A 21,387-nucleotide genomic window follows, 5' to 3' on the forward strand; every position below is an offset into this window, starting at 1 on the left:
TCTGGCATACCACGGGACGCGGATTTTTACTCCTGCGTCCCAACCAGGAGAGCTCAGGCGACGTGCGGTTTCAGGCCGAGGTACCGCAGCGCCGCCTCGGCCGACGGCTTGTGCGGCAGCTTGCCGAGCCAGGACTGCCACAGCCGGCGGTCGGCGGACCACGCCCGCAGGTATTCGACGCACAGGTCCGGGGTGATGGTGAGGCTGCGCCCGTGCGCGCCGGTGAGGGCGGCCGCCATCCGCTGCCGCTCCGCCTCGTCGGCGACGGTCGCGCGGGGCACGCGGTGCAGGACCTGCTGGATGAAGTCACGGCGGACGCTGAGATACGCCTCCCAGTAGCCGGCGTCGGCGGCGTCGATGGTCTTGCCGTCGTCGAGGAGGGCGTAGACGCCTTCGGCGAGGGTGTCGCCGAACTCCTCGCCGCGCGCCCGGACGGTGTCGCGGAACGGGTCGTATTCCTTCTGGGTGACCTTGCCGACCGTGGTGACGGGGTCGATGCCATGCCCGTTGAGCAGGAAGAACCAGTCCTCGTTGTAGATGTTTGGGAAGAACGAGGTGGTCCGGTTGACTTGGACGACCAGGGCTCCCCCGCCGACGAACGTGCCCTGGATGCCGCCGGTCCTGCGGTAGGCGTGGCAGACCACGGAGTTGTCCGGGAAGCCCTGGTTGACCAGGCCGACGGCGGCGTGGGTCTCGGCGAGGGCGGCGGCGTCCCAGATGTCGCCGGGCTCCTCGACGCGGATGTCGTCGTCGAGGAAGAGCACGAAGCGCCAGCCGACCATGCGGGCGAGGGCGAGCCCGACGTTGCGTTTGAGGCTGGTGTCGGTCTTGCGGGAGAAGCGCCGCCAGCGCTGCTCGTCGAGCATCGACGAGGTGCGCAGGTCGGGCAGCCGCGGCTGGTCGTCGTCGATGTCGACGGTGACCACCCGGACGCCGACGTCGGCGGCGAGGTCGAGGGCGCGGCCGGCGTCGGCCCACTTGCTGCACAGCACGATGAGCTGGCAGTTGAGTTCCTTGACGAGCTCGGCGGCGTCGCGCAGGTAGCCGTAGGGCCGGGCGGTCGGCACGATGACCGCGTTGACGCCGGCGGGCCGGGCCGAGCGGACGGTGGCGGTGCTGAGCAGTCGCGTGTGCGACGCGTGGTGCGCGTGCACCCGCGGTGGGACCGGTTGCGGCCCTCGGGTCACTCCGTAGGCTCCGGCCATTCGTGCAGCCGGGTCTCGGGGACCGTCCAGTCAGGTGTCAAGACTTCCCCTCTGACGATCTGCACCGACGTGAGGATGCTGAAGGTATCGCGAGACGCGAACCGTGCTGCGAGGTACCCACCGTTGCGGTCGCGGAACCTCTCGTCGGTCAGAGAGCGCACCGCGCCGTAGGTGCCCCGGCCGAACATGCCGTTGAAGATCGTGACGGTCCGGAGCCGGTTGTAGGGGTTGGGCGCGCGGTAGAAGTGCGCGACGTCCTCGACGAGCCGGCCATCGACCAGCGTCGGGGCGAAGATCTGGACGTCGTCGCCGTGGCGGACCTGGAACGCGGCGCCGGTCTCGTCGTCGCCGAGGCGGTCGTGCTGTGACACGGGCACGTCGAGGCGGCCGAGCAGGTCGCGGGTGAGGAGGTTCCAGTCGACGCCGCCGAGGAGCACGAGGTGGGTGGTGAGGTCGTCGGCGGACAGGGCGTCGTCGGCGCGGATGTGGATGACGCTGAGGGGGTTGGCGGCGCGGATGTGGCCGTGCAGTTCGAGCAGTGTGTCGAGGTCGGCGTAGGTGTACGACTCCGTGTAGTCGGGCTCGGCCGGGTCGACGTAAGGCATGTTGCGCCGGAACTCGGGTGGGAGCCGGGCGCAGACGATGGTGATCGGGCGGTTGTCGGCGAAGCACAGCGGCCCGCTGTGCAGCCGGCGCAGGTCCTCGTCGGCGGGCCGGATCGGGCCGGCGGTGCTGCCGTTGGCGGCGTCGCGCAGCGTCAGCAGCTCCTCTTCGAGCTCCCGGCGGCGGGCCTGCTCGTCGTGGTCGAGGTCGTCCTCGCCGATGAGCCGGACCCGGCCGTCGGCGAAGGAACGCTCAGTGCAGAACAGCCGCGCGTAGGAGCTGATCCGCCCGATGGGCGGCAGGTCGGGCTTGCCCGGGGACTCCCACGACGAGATGAGGGGCGCGCTGACGCCGAGCGCCTTGGCGAGCTGGCTCTGGGTCAGTGCGTCCGCATCGGTCCGCAGCGACTTCAGTCGGACCGCCAGCCTGGCTTTCGCATTCTGTGTCGACGCCGCCATGAGCATCCTTAGGAAGATCCGGACTTCAGAACCTGGATGAACATTCCTGACGGCGTTCACCATAGCAAACCGCTGGTCAAACGGCTGCGGTCGATGCGTTGCTTCAGCTTGGACTGAAGTTTAGTCTGACGTCAGGCAAGTCGCCGCAAATTCCGTGACCTGCATTTGCCGGACCGGTGGAGGGGACGGTCCGGCGATGCGGAGCCGGGGTCGGGGTGGTGGATCGCCGCCCCGCCCCGACCCCGGCGCTCATCGACCGTGGTCGCACGAGAAGGCACTATTGCTTGGTGTTGTCAGATCATCTGGAGGTCAGACCCGCGATCGAGCCTGAGCTCGACCTCGTGGTCGCCGCGTTCGGCGACGCGTCGTTCTTCGCCGAACGAATGGCACGACAGTCCGAGGACAACGGCGTCCTCCTGGTGGCATGGCTGCACGGCGAGGCCGTGGGCTGTGTCTACGTATGGTTCGAGGACGCCGAAGAGGCCGAACTGCGCAAACACCTGCCGGGTGTGCCGTTGCTGAACCGCCTGCGGGTGGTCGAGCCGTTGCGCAACAACCGCTTCGGCACCGCATTGGTCCACGCCGCCGAGCGGCTGGTCCGGGAGCAGGGGCACACGCAGTTGGCGCTCGGCATCAGCCTGGACAACGCCGATGCCGAGCGCCTGTATCTGCGGTTGGGGTTCGCGGAGTGGCCGCACGGCCTGGTCGACACGTACTACGTGGTTTTCAAGGGCGAGCTTGAGGTCCGCGAGCCCGAGCTGTGCAGGATTCTGGTGAAGGACCTGGTCGATCTGGACGGTCAGGAGTGAGCGCAGGGCGGGGTCCTGCAAGCCGGCACGCACGACCCCGCCCGCGTCCATGGCTTGGAAAAAGCCCACAAATGCGACTTATCCTCGCGTACCGTCTGGGTCATGGCCCGACACACGCTGCTCCTCCGGGTCGCCAACGTGAATCCCGCCAGCGTGCGGACGCACACCGACCGGGCGCTGTACCGCTCGATCGGGGTCTTCATCCTGCTGTACGGCATCTATGCGATCGTCGGCGCCGCGACCTTCGTCGACGCCAGCACCAACTACGCCCATCCCTGGTGGCAGTGGCTGGTCGGGCCGCCCGTCGCGGCCGCCGTGATCGCCTACGACCGGGCCGTCGTCGGCCGGGTCGCGGTCAGCTACGACAGCCTCGACTCCCCCGACCCGAGGCTGCTGCTGCGGCGGGGGACGCTCGGCCTGTACGCCGGCCGGCTGCTGCTCGCCCTGCTCTTCGCGGTCGTCATCACCGAGCCGCTCATGCTGGCCCGGTACAAGGGCGAGATCGACGCGTATCTCGGCACCGTGCACAACCGGCAGCTCATCCAGCTGGAACAGTCCGGCGCGATCGCCACCTTCGCCGGGCAGGTCGACGCGCTGCGCCAGCAGGACACCGCCGACGACGCCGCCGTCAACGACCTGCACAAACTCGCCGCGGGCAAACGGCAGGAAGCGGCCGAGGTATACGACCGGGCCCTCGCGGACTCGCGCGCCGACGGGGTGACCCGGCGGGCCGGCTGCCCCGCGGGCGGGTTCTGCGACACCCTCGTGCAGCAGTCCCGGGCGCTGAGCGCGGAGGCCACCCGGCTCGACGACGAGGCCGCCACGTTACAGAGAACGCAGGAAAGTGCCCGGCTGGACCGCGCGAAGCAGATATCGGCGCTCAACGGGCAGATCGCCGAGCAACGGTCCGACAACCGGCGCTCGGTGGAGGCCGGCGCCGGCTTCGGTGCCCGCACCACGGCGATGTGGCACCTGGTCAAGAGCGACTTCTGGGGGTTCGGCTTCTTCTACCTCGGCGTCGCCGCGCTGCTGGTCTGCCTGGACTGCGCGGCCGTGTGGCTGAAGCTGGTGTCGCACGGCAACGCCTACGAGCGCACCGAGGCCCGCGCCGCCCGCCGCCAGGAGCTGACCGCCACGAAACGCCACGAGCAGGAGCTCCGCGTCGCCGGGGCCGCCCGGGAGGTCGCCGGCGACGGCCTGGACACCGTGGTCGCGGAGCGGCGCCTGGTCGATGCCGCGGTCGAACAGGCCACCGCCCGCCTGATGGCGGAACTGGAGGACCAGTCCCTCCCCTCTTCGTCCAGAAGTTCCTGAATCGCTTGCAATGGGGGCTTCGGGACCGGGCAGACTGGTCGACGTGCGTCACAGCCTGCCCCGCCGCCCCCCGGTGCTACCGATCGTGATCGGCATCGTCCTCGCGGTGGTCGCCGGCGTCGGCGCCGTCCGGGCGGTCTGGGTCAGCTCCACCTCGTCCAACGCCACGCCGTCGGGGCGCGGCGAGGAACGCGCCGACCGGTCCAGGCCCCGCGGCGACCTGCGCTGCGACGGGGTCCCGTTGAGCGCGCCCCGGGAGCTGCGCGGCATCTGGATCACCACGGTCGAGAACATCGACTGGCCGAGCCGCCCCGGGCTGCCCGACGAGCAGATCAAGTCCGAGTACCTGGGCTGGCTCGACCTCGCCGGGAAGCGCAACCTCAACGCGGTCTTCGTCCACGTGCGCCCCAGCGGTGATGCCCTGTGGCCGTCGAAGTACGCGCCGTGGTCCGAGTGGATCACGGGGGTACGGGGGAAGGCTCCCGGCTTCGACCTCATGCGCTGGATGATCGACGAGACCCACGCCCGCGGCCTGGAGTTCCACGCCTGGTTCAACCCGTACCGGGGCAGCCAGCCCGCGCCCGCCGGCGCCGGATCCGACATCAACGCCCTGGCCCCGGACCACCCGCTGCGCAAGCACCCCGAATGGGCGGTCGTCTACCCGGCGGCCGGCACCACCGGCAGCCGCCTGCACTTCAACCCGGGCATCCCGGCGGCCCGCGAGTTCGTCGAGGACTCGATGCTCGAGGCGGTCAAGAACTACGACATCGACGGCGTGCACTTCGACGACTTCTTCTACCAGTACCCGGTCAACAAGCAGGAGTATCCGGACGGCGCCGCCTACGCGCAGTACGGCAACGGGATGAGCCGCGCCGACTGGCGCCGGGACAACGTCAACAAGCTCGTCCAGGAGATGCACGACAAGATCCGCAAGCTGAAGCCGTGGGTGAAGTTCGGCATCAGCCCGTTCGGCATCTGGCGCAACGACCGGACCGACCCCTCGGGATCCCCGACCCGCGGTCTGCAGTCCTATGACGAGATCTACGCCGACACCCGCCTGTGGGTGCAGCGGGAGTGGCTCGACTACATCGTGCCGCAGCTGTACTGGAACATCGGCTTCGACGTCGCCGACTACGCCAAGCTGCTGCCCTGGTGGGCCGCCGTGGTCAAGGACACCGACGTGCAGCTGTGGATCGGCCAGGCCGACTACCGCGTCGGGCAGGCCGGCGCCTGGTCCGACGCCGGCGAACTGGACCGCCAGCTCGCCCTGAACCGCAAGTATCCGCAGGTCACCGGCAGCGTCCACTTCAGCGCCAAGAGCATGCGCAGCGACGCCCTGGGCTCCGTGTCGAAGTATGCGGCCAGCTTCTACCCGACGCCGGCACTGCCGCCGATCATGACGCAGCTGCCCGACGACATCCCCGCCCCGCCCAGCGTGTCGCTGTCCGGCACCTCGCTCACCTGGAAGGGCAAGGGCACCAACTCGGCCGTGTACCGCGTGCAGGGCGCCAAGGCGAACCTGCTGGCCGTGCGCCGCGGCGGGGACGGCTCGCTGACCGTCCCGGACGCCGCCGGCACCTACTGCGTGACGGCGCTGGACCGCTCCTGGAACGAGAGCACTCCGGCCAGGTGAGCCCGCCTCATCCCGGACCGCGCCAGGTTTGAGCGATGACCAGCTTCATCTCCGACCAGGACTTCACCACCCCCGCACACACCCGGGTCGCCGCCGACGTCGAGGAGCGCACCGCACGCCGGGAGTCCTCGCCGGCCCCGTTCCTCGCCGTGGTGTTCCTGGCCGCGGTCTGGCTGGTGGTGTCCGCGGTGCCGATCGGCTACATCGGCGCCGGCCGCTACGACGTGTTCTGGGGCGACACGGTCGTCGGCATCGCCGTCGCGATCGTCACCATGGTCCGGCTGCTGCGCCCGACCCCGGCCCTGGCCTGGGTCACCGCCGGTCTCGGCGGCTGGCTGCTGGTCGCGCCGCTGGTCCTGCAGTACGGATGGAGCGCCCCGACCGCCAACGACCTCGCCGTCGGCCTGGTCATGCTGATCTTCACGGGGCTGTCCGCCCCGTCCTGACACGACTTCGGGCCCGCCCCGAGACAGGGCGGGCCCGATGGGTGTCAGGTGCGGTCAGTTCGTGAACGCGTCCTTGACGTCAGCGCCGGCGTCCTTGACGTGGTCGCCGGCCTGCTTCGCCTTGGCGGCGGCACGCTCGGCGGCGCCTTCGGCCTGCAACCGCTCATTGTCGGTGGCGTCGCCGAACTTCTCCTTGGCGGCACCCTTGAGCTCTTCAGCCTTGTGCTCGACCTTGTCCGTGAAGCTCATCGCTGATCCTTCCGTTTTGGTCCTGCCTTGCGCTCTTAGGGGTGCCCGTGCTTGCCATACCGCAAACACCGCCGTCACTGCGAGGGACACCACACTGCCCACCCCCGCGGCGGCGTACGGCTGGTCGAAGACCCGACCCCCGATGTATCCGAGCGACACCATGTAGCAGCTCCACAGCACCGCGCCGAGCAGCAGCGCGGGCAGGAACCGCCGGCGCGGGAACCTCGCATACCCGGTGACGAGGGCGACCGTGGTGCGCCCCATCGGCACGAACCGGCCCGCCGCCACGATGCCGCCGCCCCACCGATGCAGCGCCGAGGTGGTCTTCGCCAGGGCCCGCCGCGGCCGTCCCCGGCGGGTCCACCTGCCGAACAGCCGGCGCCCACCCCGCCGGGCGGCCTCATGGGTGAGGAGGTCACCCGCCGCGACCGCGGTCACCGTCGCGACCAGCACGACCGGCAGCTGCAACTGCCCACCGGCCGCCAGCGCCCCGCCGGCGATGACACTGGTCTCCGCCGGCAGCACCGGCAGCAAACAGTCCAACACCAGCAGCACGAAGATCACGACGTAGGCCCACTGCACACCTCAACCGTGCCCGTTCCGGCCGTCCGCGACACGCGTGCCAGCCCGCCGATCGTGGGTGGGGCTTTCCCTACCGGTCGAAGCGGGCGACGACCGCGGGGTCGTGGAAGGCGACCAGTTCGGTGATCCGGCCGGCGGTGATGTGCAGGATCCCCACCGCGAACGGCTGCCAGTCCGTCTCGCCCGGTGGACGGATGTGGGACACCATGGCGGGCCGGCGGTTCGCCGCGGTGCAGCGGACCCGGACCTCGCCGAGGGCGGCACGGCTTTCCCGGAGGGCCTGCTCGACGGCCGTCCGTCCCCGGTACCAGATGCGCAGCGGCGGCATGGAGGCCCGGACTTCGTCGGCCAGGAGGCGGACCATCGCCGGGATGTCGCCGCGCTGGAAGGCGTCGGCGTAGCGGCGGGCGACCTCATGCTCGGCGGCCGTGGCCGGTTTCGACGGGGCGGGCATGCGGGTCTTGGCCCGTTGCAGGGCGCTGTTGACGGCCGGGACGGTCATGTCCAGCAGGGTCGCGGTCTGCGCGGCCGGCCATTCCAGCACGTCGCGGAGGATCAGCACGGCCCGCTGCCGGGGCGGCAGGTGCTGCAGCGCGGCGAGGAACGCCAGCTCGACGCCCTCCTTCGCGACCAGCGCGGCCTCCGGGCCGGCCTGCGCCGCGTTGAGGACGGTGTCGGGGATCGGCTCCAGCCAGAGGGCGGGCTCGTCGGAGCCGAGGTCGACGGGGAGGGCGCGGCGAGGACGGGCCTTGAGCGCGTCGAGGCAGGCGTTGGTGGCGATCCGGTAGAGCCAGGTCCGCACCGACGACCGCCCGTCGAAGCCGTCGCGGGCGCGCCAGGCCTTCAGGTACGTCTCCTGCACCAGGTCCTCGGCCTCGTGCAGCGAGCCGAGCATCCGGTAGCAGTGGACCTCCAGCTCGCGGCGGTACTCCTCCACCACCGTATGTTAGGGCGATGTGGGCGGACTACCGGAAGCGCGTGCTCTTCGAGGACGACGCGGTGCTGGTGCTCGACAAGCCGGTCGGTGTCTCCGTCATGGGTGAGCGGCACGAGACGGACCTGGTGCGGATGGCCGCCGACGCCGGCGAGACCCTGTTCCCGGTGCATCGCATCGACAAGGTCACCTCCGGCGTGATCCTGTTCGCGAAGGACCTCGCCGCGCACGGCGGGCTGACCCGGCAGTTCAACAAGCGGACCGTGGCGAAGGCCTACCTGGCCGTGGTGAGCCCCGGTGGCCTGCCGGCGGAGGCGCGGATCGACCTGCCGTTGAGCGTGGGGCGCAAGAACCGGGTCAGGATCGCGGCGGCCCGGGAGAGCATCGCCCTGGCCGACGGGACCTGGTCGGTGCCGGCCGGGGCCGTGTTCGACCAGGTCCCGACGTATCCGTCGGTGACGGAGCTGCGGGTGCCGTGGCAGGACGAGCGGCACGCCTTGGTGGTCGCCAACCCGCTGACGGGCCGGCGCCACCAGATCCGGGTGCATCTGGCCTGGATCGGTCACCCGATCCTGGGTGATCCGCTGTTCGACAAGGCCGCCACGGGGCGGACGCATCTGCACGCGTGGCGGCTCTCGTTCGACCTCGGCGACGAGCGGGTCACGGTGTCGGCCCCGCCGTCCGCGGAGTTCCTGGCCCCCGTCCCCGGCGCGGTCATCCCGCCGGGCTGAAGTCCTCGGGGCCGAAGACCCGGTGGACCTCCGCGTCGCCCTCCCAGCCGGGCCACAGGTCGCGGTGCAGCTTCATGAACCGGGTCGTCCACTCCGTGGCCTCGGCCTTGGTCCGGACCTGGTACAGCGCGTAGCTGATCATCTCCTTGGTCTCGGCGAACGGCCCGTCGATCACGTCGAGGGCGCCACCGGTCACGGTCACCCGGGCGCTGTCCACGCTCGGGGCGAGCCCGGCGGTGTCCAGCAGCGCGCCGGCGGCGGTGGCGTCCTCGCCCAGCTTCATGATCGCGGCCATCAGCTCGGGCGGGGGCGGGGTGCCCGGGGCGGTCCCCTTCAGCAGCACGAGGTAGCGCATGTCCGTCTCCTATCAGCAGGTGTCTTCACCGGTGCCTCGAACGGGCCGACCCCGATCCGACACGGACCACCAACATATTTTCTGGTAGGGCTGGCACTACCTCCGACACGGGAGACAGCGGGCTGGGACCGGGCCGGCCGTTTCCATACGGTCGTATCCATGACCGTGACGATGACTCGGAACGCCGGGACCCGCGTCGTGCGGCACCCGGCCCCACGCCAGTACCTGATGCTGCTGCCGAGCGTGGCGGCGATCGCGCTCGGGGTCGCCATGCTCCTCGACCCGCTCATCGACGGGACCGCGATCTTCGTGGTCGTCGCGCAGCTGCTCCTGCTCGCCGCCGCGGCCCGGCTCGGCAGCGTCCGGGCCCTGGTCGCCGGCACCTGCCTGATCGCCGGCCTGACTCCGCTGGTCGCGCTGGCGTTCTGACGTTCTAGCGGGTGATCGTCGTCGGCCAGGCCGCCGGGTTGGTGAGGTCCTCGAAGATCTGGACGCGTTGGACGTACCAGACCGCCTGCTCCTCGCTGATCAGGTCCGCGTGGAACGCGTCCCGCTCGCCGACATACAGGCTGACCGGCCCGAACTCCGGCATCCACAGGCCGCGCATACCCTCGGTGACCCACTGCGCGGGATACCCGGCCACGACCCGGTCCGGCTTGAACTCGGCGACGTCGTGCTCGGCCGCCGCCCACAGCTGGACCCGGATGCCGTCGACCTGCTGGACGGTCAGGCTCGACCAGCGCCACCCGGGCCGGCCCGGGACCGGCCCGGCGCGGACCGCCGTCTCGCACTCGGTCCAGCGGCCCCCCGCCGGCAGCTCGGACAGGCGCATCGGGGTCACGCACCGCTGGGCCCGGTCGAGCCGGACGGCGTCGAACGCCTTCGCCGCGCTGGCCCGGTCGGGCGCCCACACGGCCGCGAAGATGCCGTCCCGCGGTTCCCACCGCAGGTCCGTGTACCGCACCGCCGGGTCGCCGGCCCCCACCTCGAACGTGTCGGCCTTGGCGGGCCGGCCACCGACCGTGGTGTCGACGGCGGTGGAGCTCAACGGCCGCAGGGCCCGCTTCAGGTCCGACGCCGTCGGCGCCAGGTACACGGCGGCGATCAGGCTGTTGTCGGACGCGTAGACGCTCACCGACTCGTGGTCCTCGGCCGAGCCCCAGACGGTGAACGCCGGCGGCACGCCGAACGCGCGCACGTCCACGTCGAAGTGCAGCAGCCCCGGGTCCGTGCCGATCGCCTCGGGCCGGCTCGCCGCGGACGGGATGCCCAGCGCGACGGGCAGCGTGGTGTCCTTCCGCTCGGGCAGCAGTGCGCGCACCCCGACGACCCCGGCAACCACCAGCACCGCCACGGCGGCGCCGGTGACCACCCGGTGGCGGGCCCGGATCCGCCCGGCCCTGGTCATCGCGAGGCGGGCCAGGCCGTCGACCTCGACCGGCCGGTCGGCCCGCGCGGTGAGACTCCGCGCCAGCCTGGTCTCGATGTCGGTCATGTCGTCCCCTCCGCCACGCTCCGGCCGTCCGCGTCGAGGCGCCCGCGCAGCCTGGTCAGGGCGCGCATGGCGTGGGTGCGGACGGTCGTCTGTGAACATTCCAGGACCTGCGCGATCGCCGCGTCGTCGAGATCCTCGTAGTACCGCAGGACGACGACGGCGCGCTGCTTGATCGGCAACGCGGCGACCAGCCGCCACAGCTCGTCCCGGTCGGCCGACTCCAGGCTCAGATCCCCGGGCGCGATGCCGTCGGGCGCCCGCTCGACCGGGACCTCCCGGTTGGTCCGGCGCCGCCACCAGGTCCGCGACCCGTTCAGGACGAGCCGGCGCACGTACACCTCGGGGTCGTCGGCGCGCCGGATGCTCGACCACCGCAGGTACGTCTTGGCCAGCGCCTCCTGCACCAGGTCCTCGGCCCGATGGTCGTCGCCGGTGAGCAGGATCGCGAAGCGCACCAGCGCCGCACCCCGGGCGGCGACGAACGCCTCGAACCCCACGACGTGGACCTCGGACGGCTGCAGGGTCACCACGCTTCGTCCCCTCTGTCAGACCATGTCACCCAACAGAGTCCCTTCGGCGCCCCGCCCGTTGACAGCCCTGGCGGACGGCTTCTGGAGGAACGGCTTCCGCAGGACGGTCCGGGACACGACCGTGATCCAGGCGGCGACCAGCACGGCGTACAGCGCGACCGCGAGCCACGCGGCCGCGGGGCTGCCGGTCTGCACCGCGACGCCCGTCATCCCGGTGACGACGGTCCCGACCGGGAACGTGAAGCTCCACCAGCCGAGGGAGAAGGGGAGCCCCCGGCGCACCGCGGCCACCGTCACGATCGCGGCGCCGACGCCCCACCCGAATGCGGCGAGCAGGACCGGCCCGGCGAACCACAGCGCCGCCGTCGCGTGTCCGGTGGCCCTGCCCAGCAGGAGCGCCGCGGTCGCCGACTGGCCGAGCGGCCCGAGCACGATCCACACCGCCGGCGCGGTCCGCGGTCCGCGGCACACCCTGGCCAGCGTCACCGCCGCCACGGGCAGCCCGGCGCCGAACAGGACCACACAGGCCCCGAGCAGCCCCGGCCGGAGCGCGCCGGGCACGTGCGGGAGCAGCAGCGCGCCGGTGGACGCCGAGACCAGCGGCGGGACGACGGGCAGCAGCCAGGTCGGATCCGGCGGCCCGACCTTCCGCTTGTGCAGTGCGGCCCCCATGGTCACCAGTCCGATGCCGGTGCCCACGCACCACAGGACCGCGTCCAGGGCGACCGCCGCCGTGTCCCCGATCCACGCCCCACCGGCCAGCAGCGCCCCGGCGCCGACGGTCAGCACGGCCATGGGCAGCGCCCCGTTCCGCGTTTCCGTTGTTCGCGGGTGTACGACCAGCGCCACCAACAGCGTCGCCGCGGCCGCCCACACCACCGCCGCCACCTGCCGCTGCCCGCCCACCTGCACCGGCAACGTCACGGCGGCGTTCGCGACGATCCCCGTGCCCATCACCGCGGCGAACCGATTGGCTTTCACACCGCTCAGCCTTGATCGGTTCGCGCCGTCCCGGTACCGGTCTTGTCCTGATGCCGCCATAGGCTGCGGTTATGCCACTCCCGCCGCAGGTCACCGACCTGACCAGCTTCGACCTGCTGCTGTCCGTGGCCCGCCTCGGCAGCGTCGGCCGCGCGGCCGCCGAGCACCGCGTCTCCCAACCGGCCGCCAGCGCCCGCCTCCGTCAGCTCGAACGCCGGCTCGGCCTCACCCTCCTGCACCGCACCACCCGCGGCTCCACCCTCACGCCCACCGGAGCGCTGGTCGCGGACTGGGCCCGCACCGCCGTCGACGCCGCCGCCGCACTCGCCCTCGGCGTGGCGGCGCTCCGCGACACCCACACCCGCCGCCTCGCCGTCGCGGCCAGCCAGACCGTCGCCGAATACCTGCTCCCGGCGTGGCTCGTCGCCCTGCGCGCCGCACATCCCGACCTCAGCGTCGTGCTCCAGGCCGCCAACTCGGCCGACGTCGCCGCCCGCGTCCTGGCCGGCGAGACCGCGCTCGGCTTCGTCGAGGGCCCCGACCTGCCGACGGGTCTGCACGCCGCAACCGTCGCCACCGACCGCCTCACCGTCGTCGTCGCCCCCGGCCACCCGTGGGCCCGCCGCCGCCGTGGTGTCACCGCCGCCGAGCTCGCCGCGACACCGCTGGTCACCCGCGAGGCCGGCTCCGGCACCCGCCGGGCGTTGGAGCAGGCCCTGGGCTCCTCGACGGTGCCGTTGCTGGAGCTCTCGTCGACCACCGCGATCAAGCACGCGGTGGCGTACGGCGACTCACCCGCCGTCCTCAGTTCCCTCGCCGTCACCGCCGACCTCGCCGCCGGCACCCTCACCGCCGTCCCGGTCGTCGACGTCGACCTGCACCGCGACCTCCGCGCCATCTGGCCGGCGGGCATGCAGCTCACCGGCCCGGAGCGGGACCTCTTCACGATCGCCGCCGGGGTGGTCAGGTGATGTGCATCGGGGTGGGGGCGTCCGTGTCGTGCAGGAGGTCGGTCAGCTCGGCCACGCAGGTCGCCACGTCCGCGAGATGCGCGTTGCGGCCGAACGAGCGGGGGCGGGGGATGTCGACGGTGAGGACGTGCCGGACGCGTCCCGGGCGTTCGCTGAGCACGGCGACGCGGTCGGCCAGCAGCACCGCCTCCTGGATGGAATGGGTGACGAAGACGGTCGTGGGCTTGACGTCCATGTGCACCTGTTGCAGCTGACCCGCCAGCTCCTCACGGGTCAGCGCGTCGAGCGCGGAGAACGGCTCGTCCATCAGCAGGACCTTCGGCTGCTGGATGAGCGCGCGGCACAGCGCGACGCGTTGCTGCATGCCGCCGGACAGCTCGTGGGGCAGCCGCTTGTGGAAGCCGGCCAGGCCGACGGCGTCGAGGAGCTGGCAGGCCCGCTCCCGGTGCGGCGCGCGCCTGCCGCCGTGCATCTCCACCGGCAGGAGCACGTTGGCGAGCACGGACCGCCACGGCAGCAGGGCCGGCCGCTGGAACATCAGGGCGACGTCGCGACGGGGCCGGGTGACCGCAGTGCCGCCGACGAGCACCGTGCCGTCCGTCGGTGGCAGCAGCCCGGCCAGCAACCGCAGCAGGGTGGACTTCCCGCAGCCGGAGCGGCCGATGACGGCGAGGAACTCGCCCTCGGCAACCGTCAGGTCGATGCCGCGCAGCGCCTCGATGTCACCGGAGCGGGTGCGGAAGGTCCGGGACACCCCGGCAAGCTCGATCATGGCCCCTCCCGGGGTTACGCGGAGATCGCCCGGGCCCACGGCAGCAGCAGCCGCTCGAGGGCGACGATGAGGTAGAACAGCACGATGCTGAGCAACGCCAGCAGCACGATGGCGGCGAACGCCAGCGGGGTGTCCAGCGAGCTGCCCGACAGCACGATGACCGCGCCGAGGCCCTGGTTCGGGCTGCTGATCTCGGCCACCACCGCGCCGATGACGGCGAGCGAGACACCCAGTTTCAGGCCGACGAAGACCTGCGGCAGCGCCCACGGCAGCCGGACCTTGAAGTAGCCCTGCCACCAGGAGGCGGACAGGGACCGGGCCAGCTCGCCGAGGTCGGCCGGGGTCGAGGTCAGCCCGGCGACCGTCGACACGACGATCGGGAAGAAGCAGATCAACACGACCAGCACGATCTTCGGCTTCGGCCCGTATCCCAGCCAGACGACCAGCAGCGGCGCGACCGCGACCTTCGGGATCGAGTTGAGGGCGACGAGGAGCGGGAACGTCGCCCGTTCGACCGCCCTCCACGCGGTGAGCATCATGGCGATGGCCAGGCCCGCGGCCACCCCGATCCCGAAGCCGAGCAGCGTCTCCGTCAGCGTGGCCCAGGTCTCCCGAAGCAGGTAGGCGGGCTGGGCGCGGAACGAGGCGATGATGTCCGGCGGCGCCGGCAGGAAGAACGACCGGATGCCGAAGATCACGGTGGTGCCCCACCAGAGGCCGACCGCCGCAGTGGCGCCGGCCGCCGGCAGGGCCACCACGGACCACCGCGACGATGTCCGTTGCTCAGGCACGGCGGCCGATGGTCGAATACGTGAAGTGTCCCCGGACGACTAGCCGCGGATCCTGCACCGCGGCGTCCAGCTGCTCGATCCGCTCGGCGGTGAACCCGGCGGCGATGAACTCCTTCCGGAGCTGGGCCACGTTGACGGCGATGAGCAGTGCGCCCGGGGTGCCGCCGGGCCAGGACTCCGCGTGGATGGCCGTGTCGACGTCGACAAGCCCTGCCGCCAGCATCGTGTCGTGCACCCGCGCGGCCCAGGTCGGGTCGTTGCCCCGGGCGGGGAGCACCTGGTTCACCAGGACGTCCTGGTAGTGGTTGATGAGCTCGGCGGTGTCGCGGTCCGGGGCCGAGAGGCACAGGTTGCCGAACTCCGTCGCCCAGTCCTCCACGACCAGCGCCCCGCCCGGGGCGAGGGCCGCCGCCAGTCGCGCGAGGATCTCCGCGCGCTGGGGGATGTGCAGCAGCACCAGCCGGGCGTGGATGAGGTCCCAGGGACCTTCCGGCACTGGCTCGGCGACCAGGTCGTGCTGCAGCACGGAGTATCCGTCGCCGGTCGGGATGTGCCGGACGTTGAGGTCGGTGGCCAGCACCCGGCCGCCCGGGCCGGTCCGGCCGGCGAGCCAGCGGGCGACGCTGCCACCGCCGGCGCCGACCTCCAGGCAGCGCCGGCCGGTCAGCTCGCCGACCGTGCCGAGCCGGCTGAAGGTGAGGCCGTCGAGCATGGCGGACAGGTGGCTGTGCCGCCCCACGGACTCGGGATCGTCGTTGTCGAACGAGTACCGCGACCTGCTGGGGTCGATGGATGTGGTCATGTGCGGTCCCCTCCCGGGATCTCGAGGTCAGGCTCTTTGGCGCTCTCGAGGTCAGGCTTTCGGTGTGATGCCGAAGTCGACGACCGCGTCCGGGGTCAGGCCGGCCGGGATGAGACCGCCGGCCTGCAGGGTGGCGATCGCACGGGCGACGCGCTCCTGGTCCATGCCACCGATCGCACCACCGGAGCTGACGTACGGCGTCATCAGGGTGATCTCGCCGACGGCGGCGGTGATGTCGGCCGCGGGCTGCGCCTTCTTCAGGATCTGCGCGGCCTCGTCCGGGTGCTCGATGGTGTACTTCAGCGCCTTGAGCGAGGCGTCGCGGAACCGCTTGGCGAGGTCCGGGTTCTCCTTGGCGATCTTCGCGCTGGTGATGATGCCGTTGCCGTAGAGGTCGCCGAGGTACTTGCTGTAGGGCAGGACCACGGTCTTCTTGCCGCCGGCCGCCTTCTCGATGCCCTTGGAGCCGATGAGGAAGGTGCTCAGCGCCTGGACCTGGCCGCCGGCCAGCAGCGCGGGCAGCTGCGGCGGCTGCGCGTTGACCCACTGGACCTTGCTCGCGTCGATGCCGGCCAGCTTGGCGTAGGCCGGGAACAGCAGCTGGTTGACGGAGCCGGTCGCGGCGCCGACCTTCTTGCCCTCGAGGTCCTTGGGCGAGGTGATGCCGGCCCCTTCGAGCGAGATGATCGAGACCAGCGACTGCTGGTGGATCGCGGCGATGGTCCGGAAGTCCTTGTAGTCGCCCTTGCCGGCGAGGATCCAGGCCCCGATCAGGTCCAGGTTGGCGAACTGCGCCTGGCCGGCGGCGAGGCCTTTGAGGTTCTCCCCCGTGGCCGCGCCGAGCTGGATGGTGACGTCGAGCCCGGACTCCTTGAAGTACCCCTTCTCCTGGGCCACCCAGGCGAAGGCATCACGACCGACGGCCCCGAACGCCGTCAGGTAGGTAACCTTGTCGGCCGGCTTCTCCGCGGCGGCGGGTTTCTCCTTCGAACTCGAGCAGCCACCCGTCGTGCCGATCAGCGCCATGGCCACCACCGACACCAGCAATGCGCGGTAACGCCTCATCGCGGATTCCCCCATTCATATTTTTCGGAAAGTCCCGAACACATGTTCTAACCGAGCAGGCGCCACCGGCCGCCGCGCGCCTCGAGCATCGTCAGCGACTGCGGCATGAACCCGGAATGATTGCTTGGCGTCAATCTGACCTGACCGCTGAGACCGTCGATCTGCGAGGTTTCCAGCGCCGCGCGCAACGTGTCCCCGTCGGTCGAGCCGGATTTGACGACCGCGTTCACGACGAGCTGCAGCGCGTCCGCGGCGAATGACGCGTGGCCGTGATAGGTCCCGTAGCGGGACATGTAGTCCTGAAACCATTGCCGGCGGGCCGCCTTCGCGGGCGTGGTCGCGATGACGTCGTCGATGGCGAGCGTCTGGGTGAAGACGAGCGCCGTGCCGTCGGTGGTCGCGGCCGGTCCGCCGAGGAAGAGCTCCCCGGCGGCGCCGGCGTCCAGGTACACCTGGCCGCGGTAGCCGGCGTCGCGGAGGGCGCCGATGGCCGTCGCGGCCTGCGGCGGGTAGCCCCAGACCACGATCGCGTCCGGGCTGCCGGCGGTCGCCGCGCGGGCGGCACGGCCGAGGTCACCGTCGGCCGGCGCGTACTGCCCGTGGGCGACCACCTTCGCGCCGATCTTGGCGACCTCCCGGGCCAGCGCCTCCGCGCCGCCCCGGCCGTAGGCGTCGTCGCTGGAGACGAACGCGACCTTGCGCCGCCCGGCCCGGGCCAGCTCACCGGCCAGGACGCTCGCGTCGTCGTCGACATTGGGGGCCAGCCGGAAGATGTACCTGCGGTCGGCCAGCGGGGCGCTCACCTCGGCCACCGGCGACAGCGCGATGGTCGGCAGGCGCCCGTCATTGATCACCTTCGCGGCGCCGGTCACGCACTCGGCGCAGGCGCCGGTAATGATCGCGGTGACGTCGGGGTCGCCGGTGAACTCCGTGATCTGGGTCAGCGCGATCGCCGGGTCGCTGCGGTTGTCGCGCACCCGCAGGGCGAGCCGGCGCCGGCCCAGCAGGCCGCCGGAGTTGATCTGGGCCACCCGCAGTTCCAGGGCGCGCTTGTACGCCGTGCCGAGGTCGGCCGCGCTGCCGGAGAGCTCCAGACTCGCCGCGACAACGACGTCGGTTTCCTGTTCCGCATTGACGCTTGTGCATCCTGCCGCGGACGCGGCGGCCACCGCGAGCATCGCCGCAAAAGATCGCCAGCGTCGCACGTCGATTCCCCCGCTCGATGCTCCGGCCCCTCCGGACGGCGATGACCGCCAACACCTTGCCAACTCGTACCAGGACGGTCAAGAGGTTCGAAATACGCGTTCTGACACCATTGCTGAATCTAGGGGGACAACTTACTCAATTGATGACCCTGATAGTACTCAGAGACACCCGTGAATGCCCTATCGGGTTTCCCCAGGAATGTCGGACATGGTGGAATGCGCTGTCCTGCGCCCCGGGGGCCCGCCAGGTCACCATCCTGCGCGACCGTCGATCCGCCGGACCGTCCTAGGCGACCACGAGCACGCGGAGACCTTGCATGCCCGCATCGAAGAAGCCTGCAGGTAGTAGGTTGCGCATCGGTCGGCCCCGACTGGCCAACACCAGGATCCGCGCCAAGCTCGGACTCATCCTGCTGATCCCCATCATGGCGATCGTGACGCTGGCCGCGTTCCGGCTGAGCAGCGCCGCCGACCGCGCGGTCGACGCCGGCCGGGTGGGTGCCCTCACCAGGCTGTCGGCCGACGTGTCGGCCCTGTCCCAGCAGATCCATCTGGAACGGATGACCGCCGCGGCGCTGCTGGCCGCCCCCGCCCCCGCCCCGGCACTGGTGACGTTCAACCGGCAGGTCCTGCGGACGGACGAGGCCATCGCCGCCTACGCCAAGCGGCGCGACGCGCTCGGCGACGTGCCCACCGCGATCCGGGACCGGCTGCAGCGCATCAACGACCAGCTCGAGGCCGTCTCGACGATCCGCGCGGAGGTCAGCAGCCGGCAGGGCGTGTCGGTGGCCGAGGTCCTGCTGCGGTACGGCGTGATCGTCGAGGACCTCGTCTCCTACCGCGAGGCCCTCGGGCAGGTGAGCACCGACCCGGACCTCTCCGACGCGCTCCGGGCGGCGGCGGCGTTCTCCAAGGCGAAGGCACGCGTGGCGGAGCAGGAGGCGATCGTCTACGCCGCGCTGAAGGCCGGCCCGCTCGACGCCCATCAGCTGTCCGCGCTGCTGGCCACGCTCACCGGCCAGCAGGAGGCGTTCGTCGCCTTCTCGCTCTCGGCCGACGTGGAGCAGCGCCGGCTCGTGGAGGCCACGATCGCCGGCGACGCGACCCAGATGGCCGACGACATGACGAGCGCGCTGCAACGCTCGGTCGGCCGGCCGCCCCCCGTCTCCGCCGATGACGCCGTGTCCGTGTTCGGCGCGGTCAACGACCTCATGCGCTGGACCGAGGAACAACTCGACGACGGACTCATCGCCGACGCCGCCGGAATCGGCGCCGCCGTGCGCCGCCAGGTGATCGTGGAGTCGGCCATCGTGGTGCTGGTGCTGGCGGTCGTGCTCGGCCTGGCCCTGGTCACGGCCCGCTCCATGGTCGTGTCGCTGCGGCGGCTGCGCCAGAGCGCCCTCGCCGTGGCCGAGCACGACCTGCCCGCCGCGGTCAGCCAGTTTCGCGACGCCCAGTCGCTGCGCTCGCCGCAGGAGATCGCCGACCAGGTCCGCGACCCGATCGGGGTCCACAGCAAGGACGAGATCGGCGAGGTGGCGCGGGCCTTCAACATCGTGCACCGCGAGGCGGTCCGGGTCGCGGCCGAGCAGGCCGTCCTGCGCAACAGCGTCTCGTCCATGTTCCTCAACCTGGCGCGCCGCAGCCAGACCCTGGTCGACCGGATGATCGGCCAGCTCGACCGGATCGAGCACGGCGAGGAAGATCCCAAACGACTGGCCGACCTCTTCCAGCTGGACCACCTCGCCACCCGGATGCGACGCAACGACGAGAACGTGCTGGTGCTCGCCGGCGCCGACACCACCCCGCCGCGCCGCCAGAACGCGCCGCTCATCGACGTGATGCGCGCCGCCCAGTCCGAGATCGAGCTGTACGAGCGGATCGAGTTCCCCACCGTCGACGACGACGTGTTCGTGGCGGCCCCGGCCGTCAACGACACCGTCCGGCTGCTCGCCGAACTGCTGGACAACGCCACCCGGTTCTCGCCGCCCAACGCGCCCGTCGTGCTCACCGGTCGGCGCCTCGGCGACCGGGCGATCCTGCAGATCGAGGACCGCGGACTCGGCATCGACCCGGAGTCCCTCGCCGCCTACAACGGCCGGCTCGCCGAACCACCACCCGTCGACATCGGCGCCTTCCGGCTGATGGGCATCGCGGTCGTCGGACGCCTCGCCTTCCGGCACAGGATCCTCGTGCAACTGCGCAACAACGCCGGCGGCGGCACCGTCGCGGAGATCGTGCTGCCGCACGGCGTCCTCGCCCCGCCGCGCAACGGGCGGGCGCCGGCCGCTCCGGTCCGGCGGCGGACCGCGGCGGTCACCGTCGGCGGCGCGGCGGCGGCGGTCACCGTCGGTGGCACGGCGGCGGCCGGCACCGGGGGCGGCGTGGCAGCGGCCGGCACGGCGACGATGGTGGAACCCGGTCCGAGCCATCCACCCGCGTGGCCCTTGCCGGCGGCCGAGCCGGGGCCGAACCGGTGGGCCGAGCTGGTGAGCCCGGTCTGGAACGCGGAGCTGGCCGCCGAAGACACCACGGAGCTGCCGATCTTCCGCGAGATCGAAACGGCCTGGTTCCACGAGCGCGGCCACAGCGTGATGCAAGGACCCGTGCCCGCCGCGCCGCGGATTCCGGCACCGGCACCGGCCCCCGCGACACCAGTACCGGCCCCCGCACCGGCGGCGGCGCAACCGGCGGGGCGGCGGCAGCCGGTCGGCGCTGGGCCCGCCGCCGCTTCCGGACGCGTGGACTGGCGCAGCGCGGCCGACGAGGGCTGGCGCGCGGCATCCGCGGCGCAGGATCCACCGCTCGCCGGCAGCACCCGGTCCGGCTTGCCCAAACGCGCACCCCAGGCCCAGCTCGTGCCGGGCGGGGTGCCCGCCCGACCGGCAAAACTCAACCGGCCCAGCGCCGAGGAACTGCGCGGCCTGCTCTCCTCGTACCAACGGGGTGTCCAGCGTGGACGGCAGGCGGCCGGTCCGAATCCGGACCGTGCGGCACAGGCAACCGAGGAGAATCGCTCATGACCGGACCCGGCGCGTTGGAAAGCATGGACTGGCTGCTCGACAGCTTCGCCCAGCAGCTCAACGGCATCGCCCACGTCATCGTCGTGTCGTCCGACGGGCTGCTGCTGGCCGCCACGGGCGACCTCCCGCCGGAGCGGGCCGAGCAGCTCGCCTCGGTCACGGCCGGGCTGGTCAGCCTCACCTACGGCACGGCACGGCACTTCGACGGCGGCAACGTGCAGCAGACCATCGTGCACATGGAGGCCGGCTACCTGATCCTCATGTCGATCAGCGACGGCTCCTCCCTCGTGGTGCTCGCCGCCCGGCACTGCGACGTGGGCCACGTCGGCTACGAGATGGCCCTGCTGGTCGAGCGCGTCGGCAAGTCACTGGTGTCACCGCCCCGCGAAGCGGCGACCCGGTAAGGGAAGGCGGGCGGGACGGCGGAGGCGGC

The 21,387-nt window shown here is 71.7% G+C and carries 22 protein-coding genes; 9 read left to right on the top strand and 13 right to left on the bottom strand.

Translation table 11 applies throughout. The features are described 5' to 3' along the window. Window positions 1-53: 53 nt before the first annotated feature. The gene (locus tag Dsi01nite_RS26880) at window positions 54-1,187 is read right to left on the bottom strand and encodes a hypothetical protein (RefSeq protein ID WP_203849056.1); all 1,134 of its coding nucleotides are present in this window, start codon (window positions 1,185-1,187) and stop codon (window positions 54-56) included. Further along, a complete protein-coding gene (locus Dsi01nite_RS26885; protein WP_203849057.1) occupies window positions 1,184-2,266 on the bottom strand; it encodes a helix-turn-helix transcriptional regulator in 1,083 nt (360 codons plus the stop codon). The genes Dsi01nite_RS26880 and Dsi01nite_RS26885 overlap by 4 nt, the downstream gene beginning before the upstream one ends. A 218-nt stretch (window positions 2,267-2,484) precedes the next feature. Here Dsi01nite_RS26885 and Dsi01nite_RS26890 point away from each other — a divergent pair, with 218 nt between their 5' ends. From Dsi01nite_RS26890 to Dsi01nite_RS26905, 4 genes are all read left to right on the top strand, one after another. Continuing rightward, window positions 2,485-3,075 (top strand): GNAT family N-acetyltransferase, encoded by a 591-nt coding sequence (locus Dsi01nite_RS26890; RefSeq protein WP_203849058.1) that lies wholly within the window; start codon window positions 2,485-2,487, stop codon window positions 3,073-3,075. A gap of 102 nt (window positions 3,076-3,177) precedes the next feature. Beyond that, window positions 3,178-4,389, top strand: a complete 1,212-nt coding sequence (locus tag Dsi01nite_RS26895) for a DUF4407 domain-containing protein (RefSeq protein WP_203849059.1) — start codon at window positions 3,178-3,180, stop codon at window positions 4,387-4,389. Window positions 4,390-4,432: 43 nt separating this feature from the next. Further along, window positions 4,433-6,022, top strand: coding sequence for a glycoside hydrolase family 10-like protein (locus Dsi01nite_RS26900; protein ID WP_239136193.1), 1,590 nt, complete (start codon window positions 4,433-4,435; stop codon window positions 6,020-6,022). Window positions 6,023-6,057: 35 nt separating this feature from the next. Next, window positions 6,058-6,468, top strand: a complete 411-nt coding sequence (locus Dsi01nite_RS26905) for an SPW repeat domain-containing protein (protein ID WP_203849061.1) — start codon at window positions 6,058-6,060, stop codon at window positions 6,466-6,468. 54 nt (window positions 6,469-6,522) lie between these two features. Here Dsi01nite_RS26905 and Dsi01nite_RS58935 read toward each other — a convergent pair whose 3' ends face one another. Together Dsi01nite_RS58935 and Dsi01nite_RS26915 are read right to left on the bottom strand one after the other, a co-directional pair. Continuing rightward, window positions 6,523-7,299: a CsbD family protein gene (locus tag Dsi01nite_RS58935; RefSeq protein ID WP_203849062.1), complete on the bottom strand. Its 777-nt coding sequence runs from the start codon at window positions 7,297-7,299 to the stop codon at window positions 6,523-6,525. Between the two features lie 70 nt (window positions 7,300-7,369). Then, a complete protein-coding gene (locus Dsi01nite_RS26915) occupies window positions 7,370-8,236 on the bottom strand; it encodes an RNA polymerase subunit sigma-70 (protein ID WP_239136194.1) in 867 nt (288 codons plus the stop codon). A 17-nt stretch (window positions 8,237-8,253) separates the two neighbouring features. Between Dsi01nite_RS26915 and Dsi01nite_RS26920 the strand changes: the two genes are divergently transcribed. After that, window positions 8,254-8,964, top strand: coding sequence for an RluA family pseudouridine synthase (locus tag Dsi01nite_RS26920; RefSeq protein WP_203849063.1), 711 nt, complete (start codon window positions 8,254-8,256; stop codon window positions 8,962-8,964). On the opposite strand, the gene Dsi01nite_RS26925 is transcribed toward Dsi01nite_RS26920, so the two are convergent. Then, window positions 8,948-9,319 carry a YciI family protein gene (locus tag Dsi01nite_RS26925; RefSeq protein ID WP_203849064.1) on the bottom strand — a complete coding sequence of 124 codons (372 nt, stop codon included), beginning with the start codon at window positions 9,317-9,319 and terminating at the stop codon, window positions 8,948-8,950. The genes Dsi01nite_RS26920 and Dsi01nite_RS26925 overlap by 17 nt on opposite strands. 159 nt (window positions 9,320-9,478) lie before the next feature. Between Dsi01nite_RS26925 and Dsi01nite_RS26930 the strand changes: the two genes are divergently transcribed. Beyond that, complete coding sequence (locus Dsi01nite_RS26930; RefSeq protein ID WP_203849065.1) at window positions 9,479-9,748, top strand: hypothetical protein; 270 nt, start codon at window positions 9,479-9,481, stop codon at window positions 9,746-9,748. Between the two features lie 4 nt (window positions 9,749-9,752). On the opposite strand, the gene Dsi01nite_RS26935 is transcribed toward Dsi01nite_RS26930, so the two are convergent. The 3 genes from Dsi01nite_RS26935 to Dsi01nite_RS26945 are packed head-to-tail and all read right to left on the bottom strand — an operon-like array spanning window position 9,753 to window position 12,325. Next, complete coding sequence (locus tag Dsi01nite_RS26935) at window positions 9,753-10,814, bottom strand: hypothetical protein (protein WP_203849066.1); 1,062 nt, start codon at window positions 10,812-10,814, stop codon at window positions 9,753-9,755. Next, entirely contained in the window at window positions 10,811-11,311 is a 501-nt protein-coding gene (locus Dsi01nite_RS26940) for a SigE family RNA polymerase sigma factor (RefSeq protein ID WP_203849309.1), read from the bottom strand. The genes Dsi01nite_RS26935 and Dsi01nite_RS26940 overlap by 4 nt, the downstream gene beginning before the upstream one ends. A 48-nt stretch (window positions 11,312-11,359) precedes the next feature. Beyond that, window positions 11,360-12,325: an SLAC1 family transporter gene (locus Dsi01nite_RS26945; RefSeq protein ID WP_203849067.1), complete on the bottom strand. Its 966-nt coding sequence runs from the start codon at window positions 12,323-12,325 to the stop codon at window positions 11,360-11,362. Between the two features lie 71 nt (window positions 12,326-12,396). On the opposite strand from Dsi01nite_RS26945, the gene Dsi01nite_RS26950 reads away from it, so the two are divergent. After that, window positions 12,397-13,296: a LysR family transcriptional regulator gene (locus Dsi01nite_RS26950; RefSeq protein WP_203849068.1), complete on the top strand. Its 900-nt coding sequence runs from the start codon at window positions 12,397-12,399 to the stop codon at window positions 13,294-13,296. On the opposite strand, the gene Dsi01nite_RS26955 is transcribed toward Dsi01nite_RS26950, so the two are convergent. Genes Dsi01nite_RS26955 through Dsi01nite_RS26975 form a run of 5 tightly spaced genes read right to left on the bottom strand, consistent with a single transcriptional unit; the run spans window position 13,289 to window position 17,904 of the window. Beyond that, window positions 13,289-14,068, bottom strand: a complete 780-nt coding sequence (locus Dsi01nite_RS26955) for an ABC transporter ATP-binding protein (RefSeq protein WP_203849069.1) — start codon at window positions 14,066-14,068, stop codon at window positions 13,289-13,291. The two genes, Dsi01nite_RS26950 and Dsi01nite_RS26955, sit on opposite strands and share 8 nt — an antisense overlap. 14 nt (window positions 14,069-14,082) lie before the next feature. Continuing rightward, complete coding sequence (locus Dsi01nite_RS26960; RefSeq protein ID WP_203849070.1) at window positions 14,083-14,859, bottom strand: ABC transporter permease; 777 nt, start codon at window positions 14,857-14,859, stop codon at window positions 14,083-14,085. Continuing rightward, window positions 14,852-15,661, bottom strand: coding sequence for a class I SAM-dependent methyltransferase (locus Dsi01nite_RS26965; RefSeq protein WP_203849071.1), 810 nt, complete (start codon window positions 15,659-15,661; stop codon window positions 14,852-14,854). The genes Dsi01nite_RS26960 and Dsi01nite_RS26965 overlap by 8 nt, the downstream gene beginning before the upstream one ends. A gap of 51 nt (window positions 15,662-15,712) precedes the next feature. Further along, the gene (locus Dsi01nite_RS26970) at window positions 15,713-16,726 is read right to left on the bottom strand and encodes an ABC transporter substrate-binding protein (RefSeq protein ID WP_239136195.1); all 1,014 of its coding nucleotides are present in this window, start codon (window positions 16,724-16,726) and stop codon (window positions 15,713-15,715) included. A 47-nt stretch (window positions 16,727-16,773) separates the two neighbouring features. Continuing rightward, window positions 16,774-17,904 carry an ABC transporter substrate-binding protein gene (locus tag Dsi01nite_RS26975; protein WP_203849073.1) on the bottom strand — a complete coding sequence of 377 codons (1,131 nt, stop codon included), beginning with the start codon at window positions 17,902-17,904 and terminating at the stop codon, window positions 16,774-16,776. A 377-nt stretch (window positions 17,905-18,281) separates the two neighbouring features. On the opposite strand from Dsi01nite_RS26975, the gene Dsi01nite_RS26980 reads away from it, so the two are divergent. Beyond that, the gene (locus tag Dsi01nite_RS26980; protein WP_203849074.1) at window positions 18,282-20,954 is read left to right on the top strand and encodes a sensor histidine kinase; all 2,673 of its coding nucleotides are present in this window, start codon (window positions 18,282-18,284) and stop codon (window positions 20,952-20,954) included. Then, on the top strand, window positions 20,951-21,358 hold the full coding sequence (locus Dsi01nite_RS26985; RefSeq protein WP_203849075.1) for a roadblock/LC7 domain-containing protein: 408 nt from the start codon (window positions 20,951-20,953) through the stop codon (window positions 21,356-21,358). The genes Dsi01nite_RS26980 and Dsi01nite_RS26985 overlap by 4 nt, the downstream gene beginning before the upstream one ends. Window positions 21,359-21,387: the final 29 nt, after the last annotated feature.

This window comes from Dactylosporangium siamense (assembly GCF_016862795.1).
In the GTDB taxonomy this organism is placed as follows: domain Bacteria; phylum Actinomycetota; class Actinomycetes; order Mycobacteriales; family Micromonosporaceae; genus Dactylosporangium; species Dactylosporangium siamense.

Coding starts and splice junctions, on each gene's coding strand:
- Dsi01nite_RS26925 (WP_203849064.1), bottom strand. CDS start 9,319: ATGCGCTACCTCGTGCTGCTGAAGGGGACCGCCCCGGGCACCCCGCCC.
- Dsi01nite_RS26895 (WP_203849059.1), top strand. CDS start 3,178: ATGGCCCGACACACGCTGCTCCTCCGGGTCGCCAACGTGAATCCCGCC.
- Dsi01nite_RS26885 (WP_203849057.1), bottom strand. CDS start 2,266: ATGGCGGCGTCGACACAGAATGCGAAAGCCAGGCTGGCGGTCCGACTG.
- Dsi01nite_RS26975 (WP_203849073.1), bottom strand. CDS start 17,904: ATGCTCGCGGTGGCCGCCGCGTCCGCGGCAGGATGCACAAGCGTCAAT.
- Dsi01nite_RS26935 (WP_203849066.1), bottom strand. CDS start 10,814: ATGACCGACATCGAGACCAGGCTGGCGCGGAGTCTCACCGCGCGGGCC.
- Dsi01nite_RS26985 (WP_203849075.1), top strand. CDS start 20,951: ATGACCGGACCCGGCGCGTTGGAAAGCATGGACTGGCTGCTCGACAGC.
- Dsi01nite_RS26950 (WP_203849068.1), top strand. CDS start 12,397: ATGCCACTCCCGCCGCAGGTCACCGACCTGACCAGCTTCGACCTGCTG.
- Dsi01nite_RS26965 (WP_203849071.1), bottom strand. CDS start 15,661: ATGACCACATCCATCGACCCCAGCAGGTCGCGGTACTCGTTCGACAAC.
- Dsi01nite_RS26930 (WP_203849065.1), top strand. CDS start 9,479: ATGACCGTGACGATGACTCGGAACGCCGGGACCCGCGTCGTGCGGCAC.
- Dsi01nite_RS26970 (WP_239136195.1), bottom strand. CDS start 16,726: ATGAGGCGTTACCGCGCATTGCTGGTGTCGGTGGTGGCCATGGCGCTG.
- Dsi01nite_RS26905 (WP_203849061.1), top strand. CDS start 6,058: ATGACCAGCTTCATCTCCGACCAGGACTTCACCACCCCCGCACACACC.
- Dsi01nite_RS26955 (WP_203849069.1), bottom strand. CDS start 14,068: ATGATCGAGCTTGCCGGGGTGTCCCGGACCTTCCGCACCCGCTCCGGT.
- Dsi01nite_RS26920 (WP_203849063.1), top strand. CDS start 8,254: ATGTGGGCGGACTACCGGAAGCGCGTGCTCTTCGAGGACGACGCGGTG.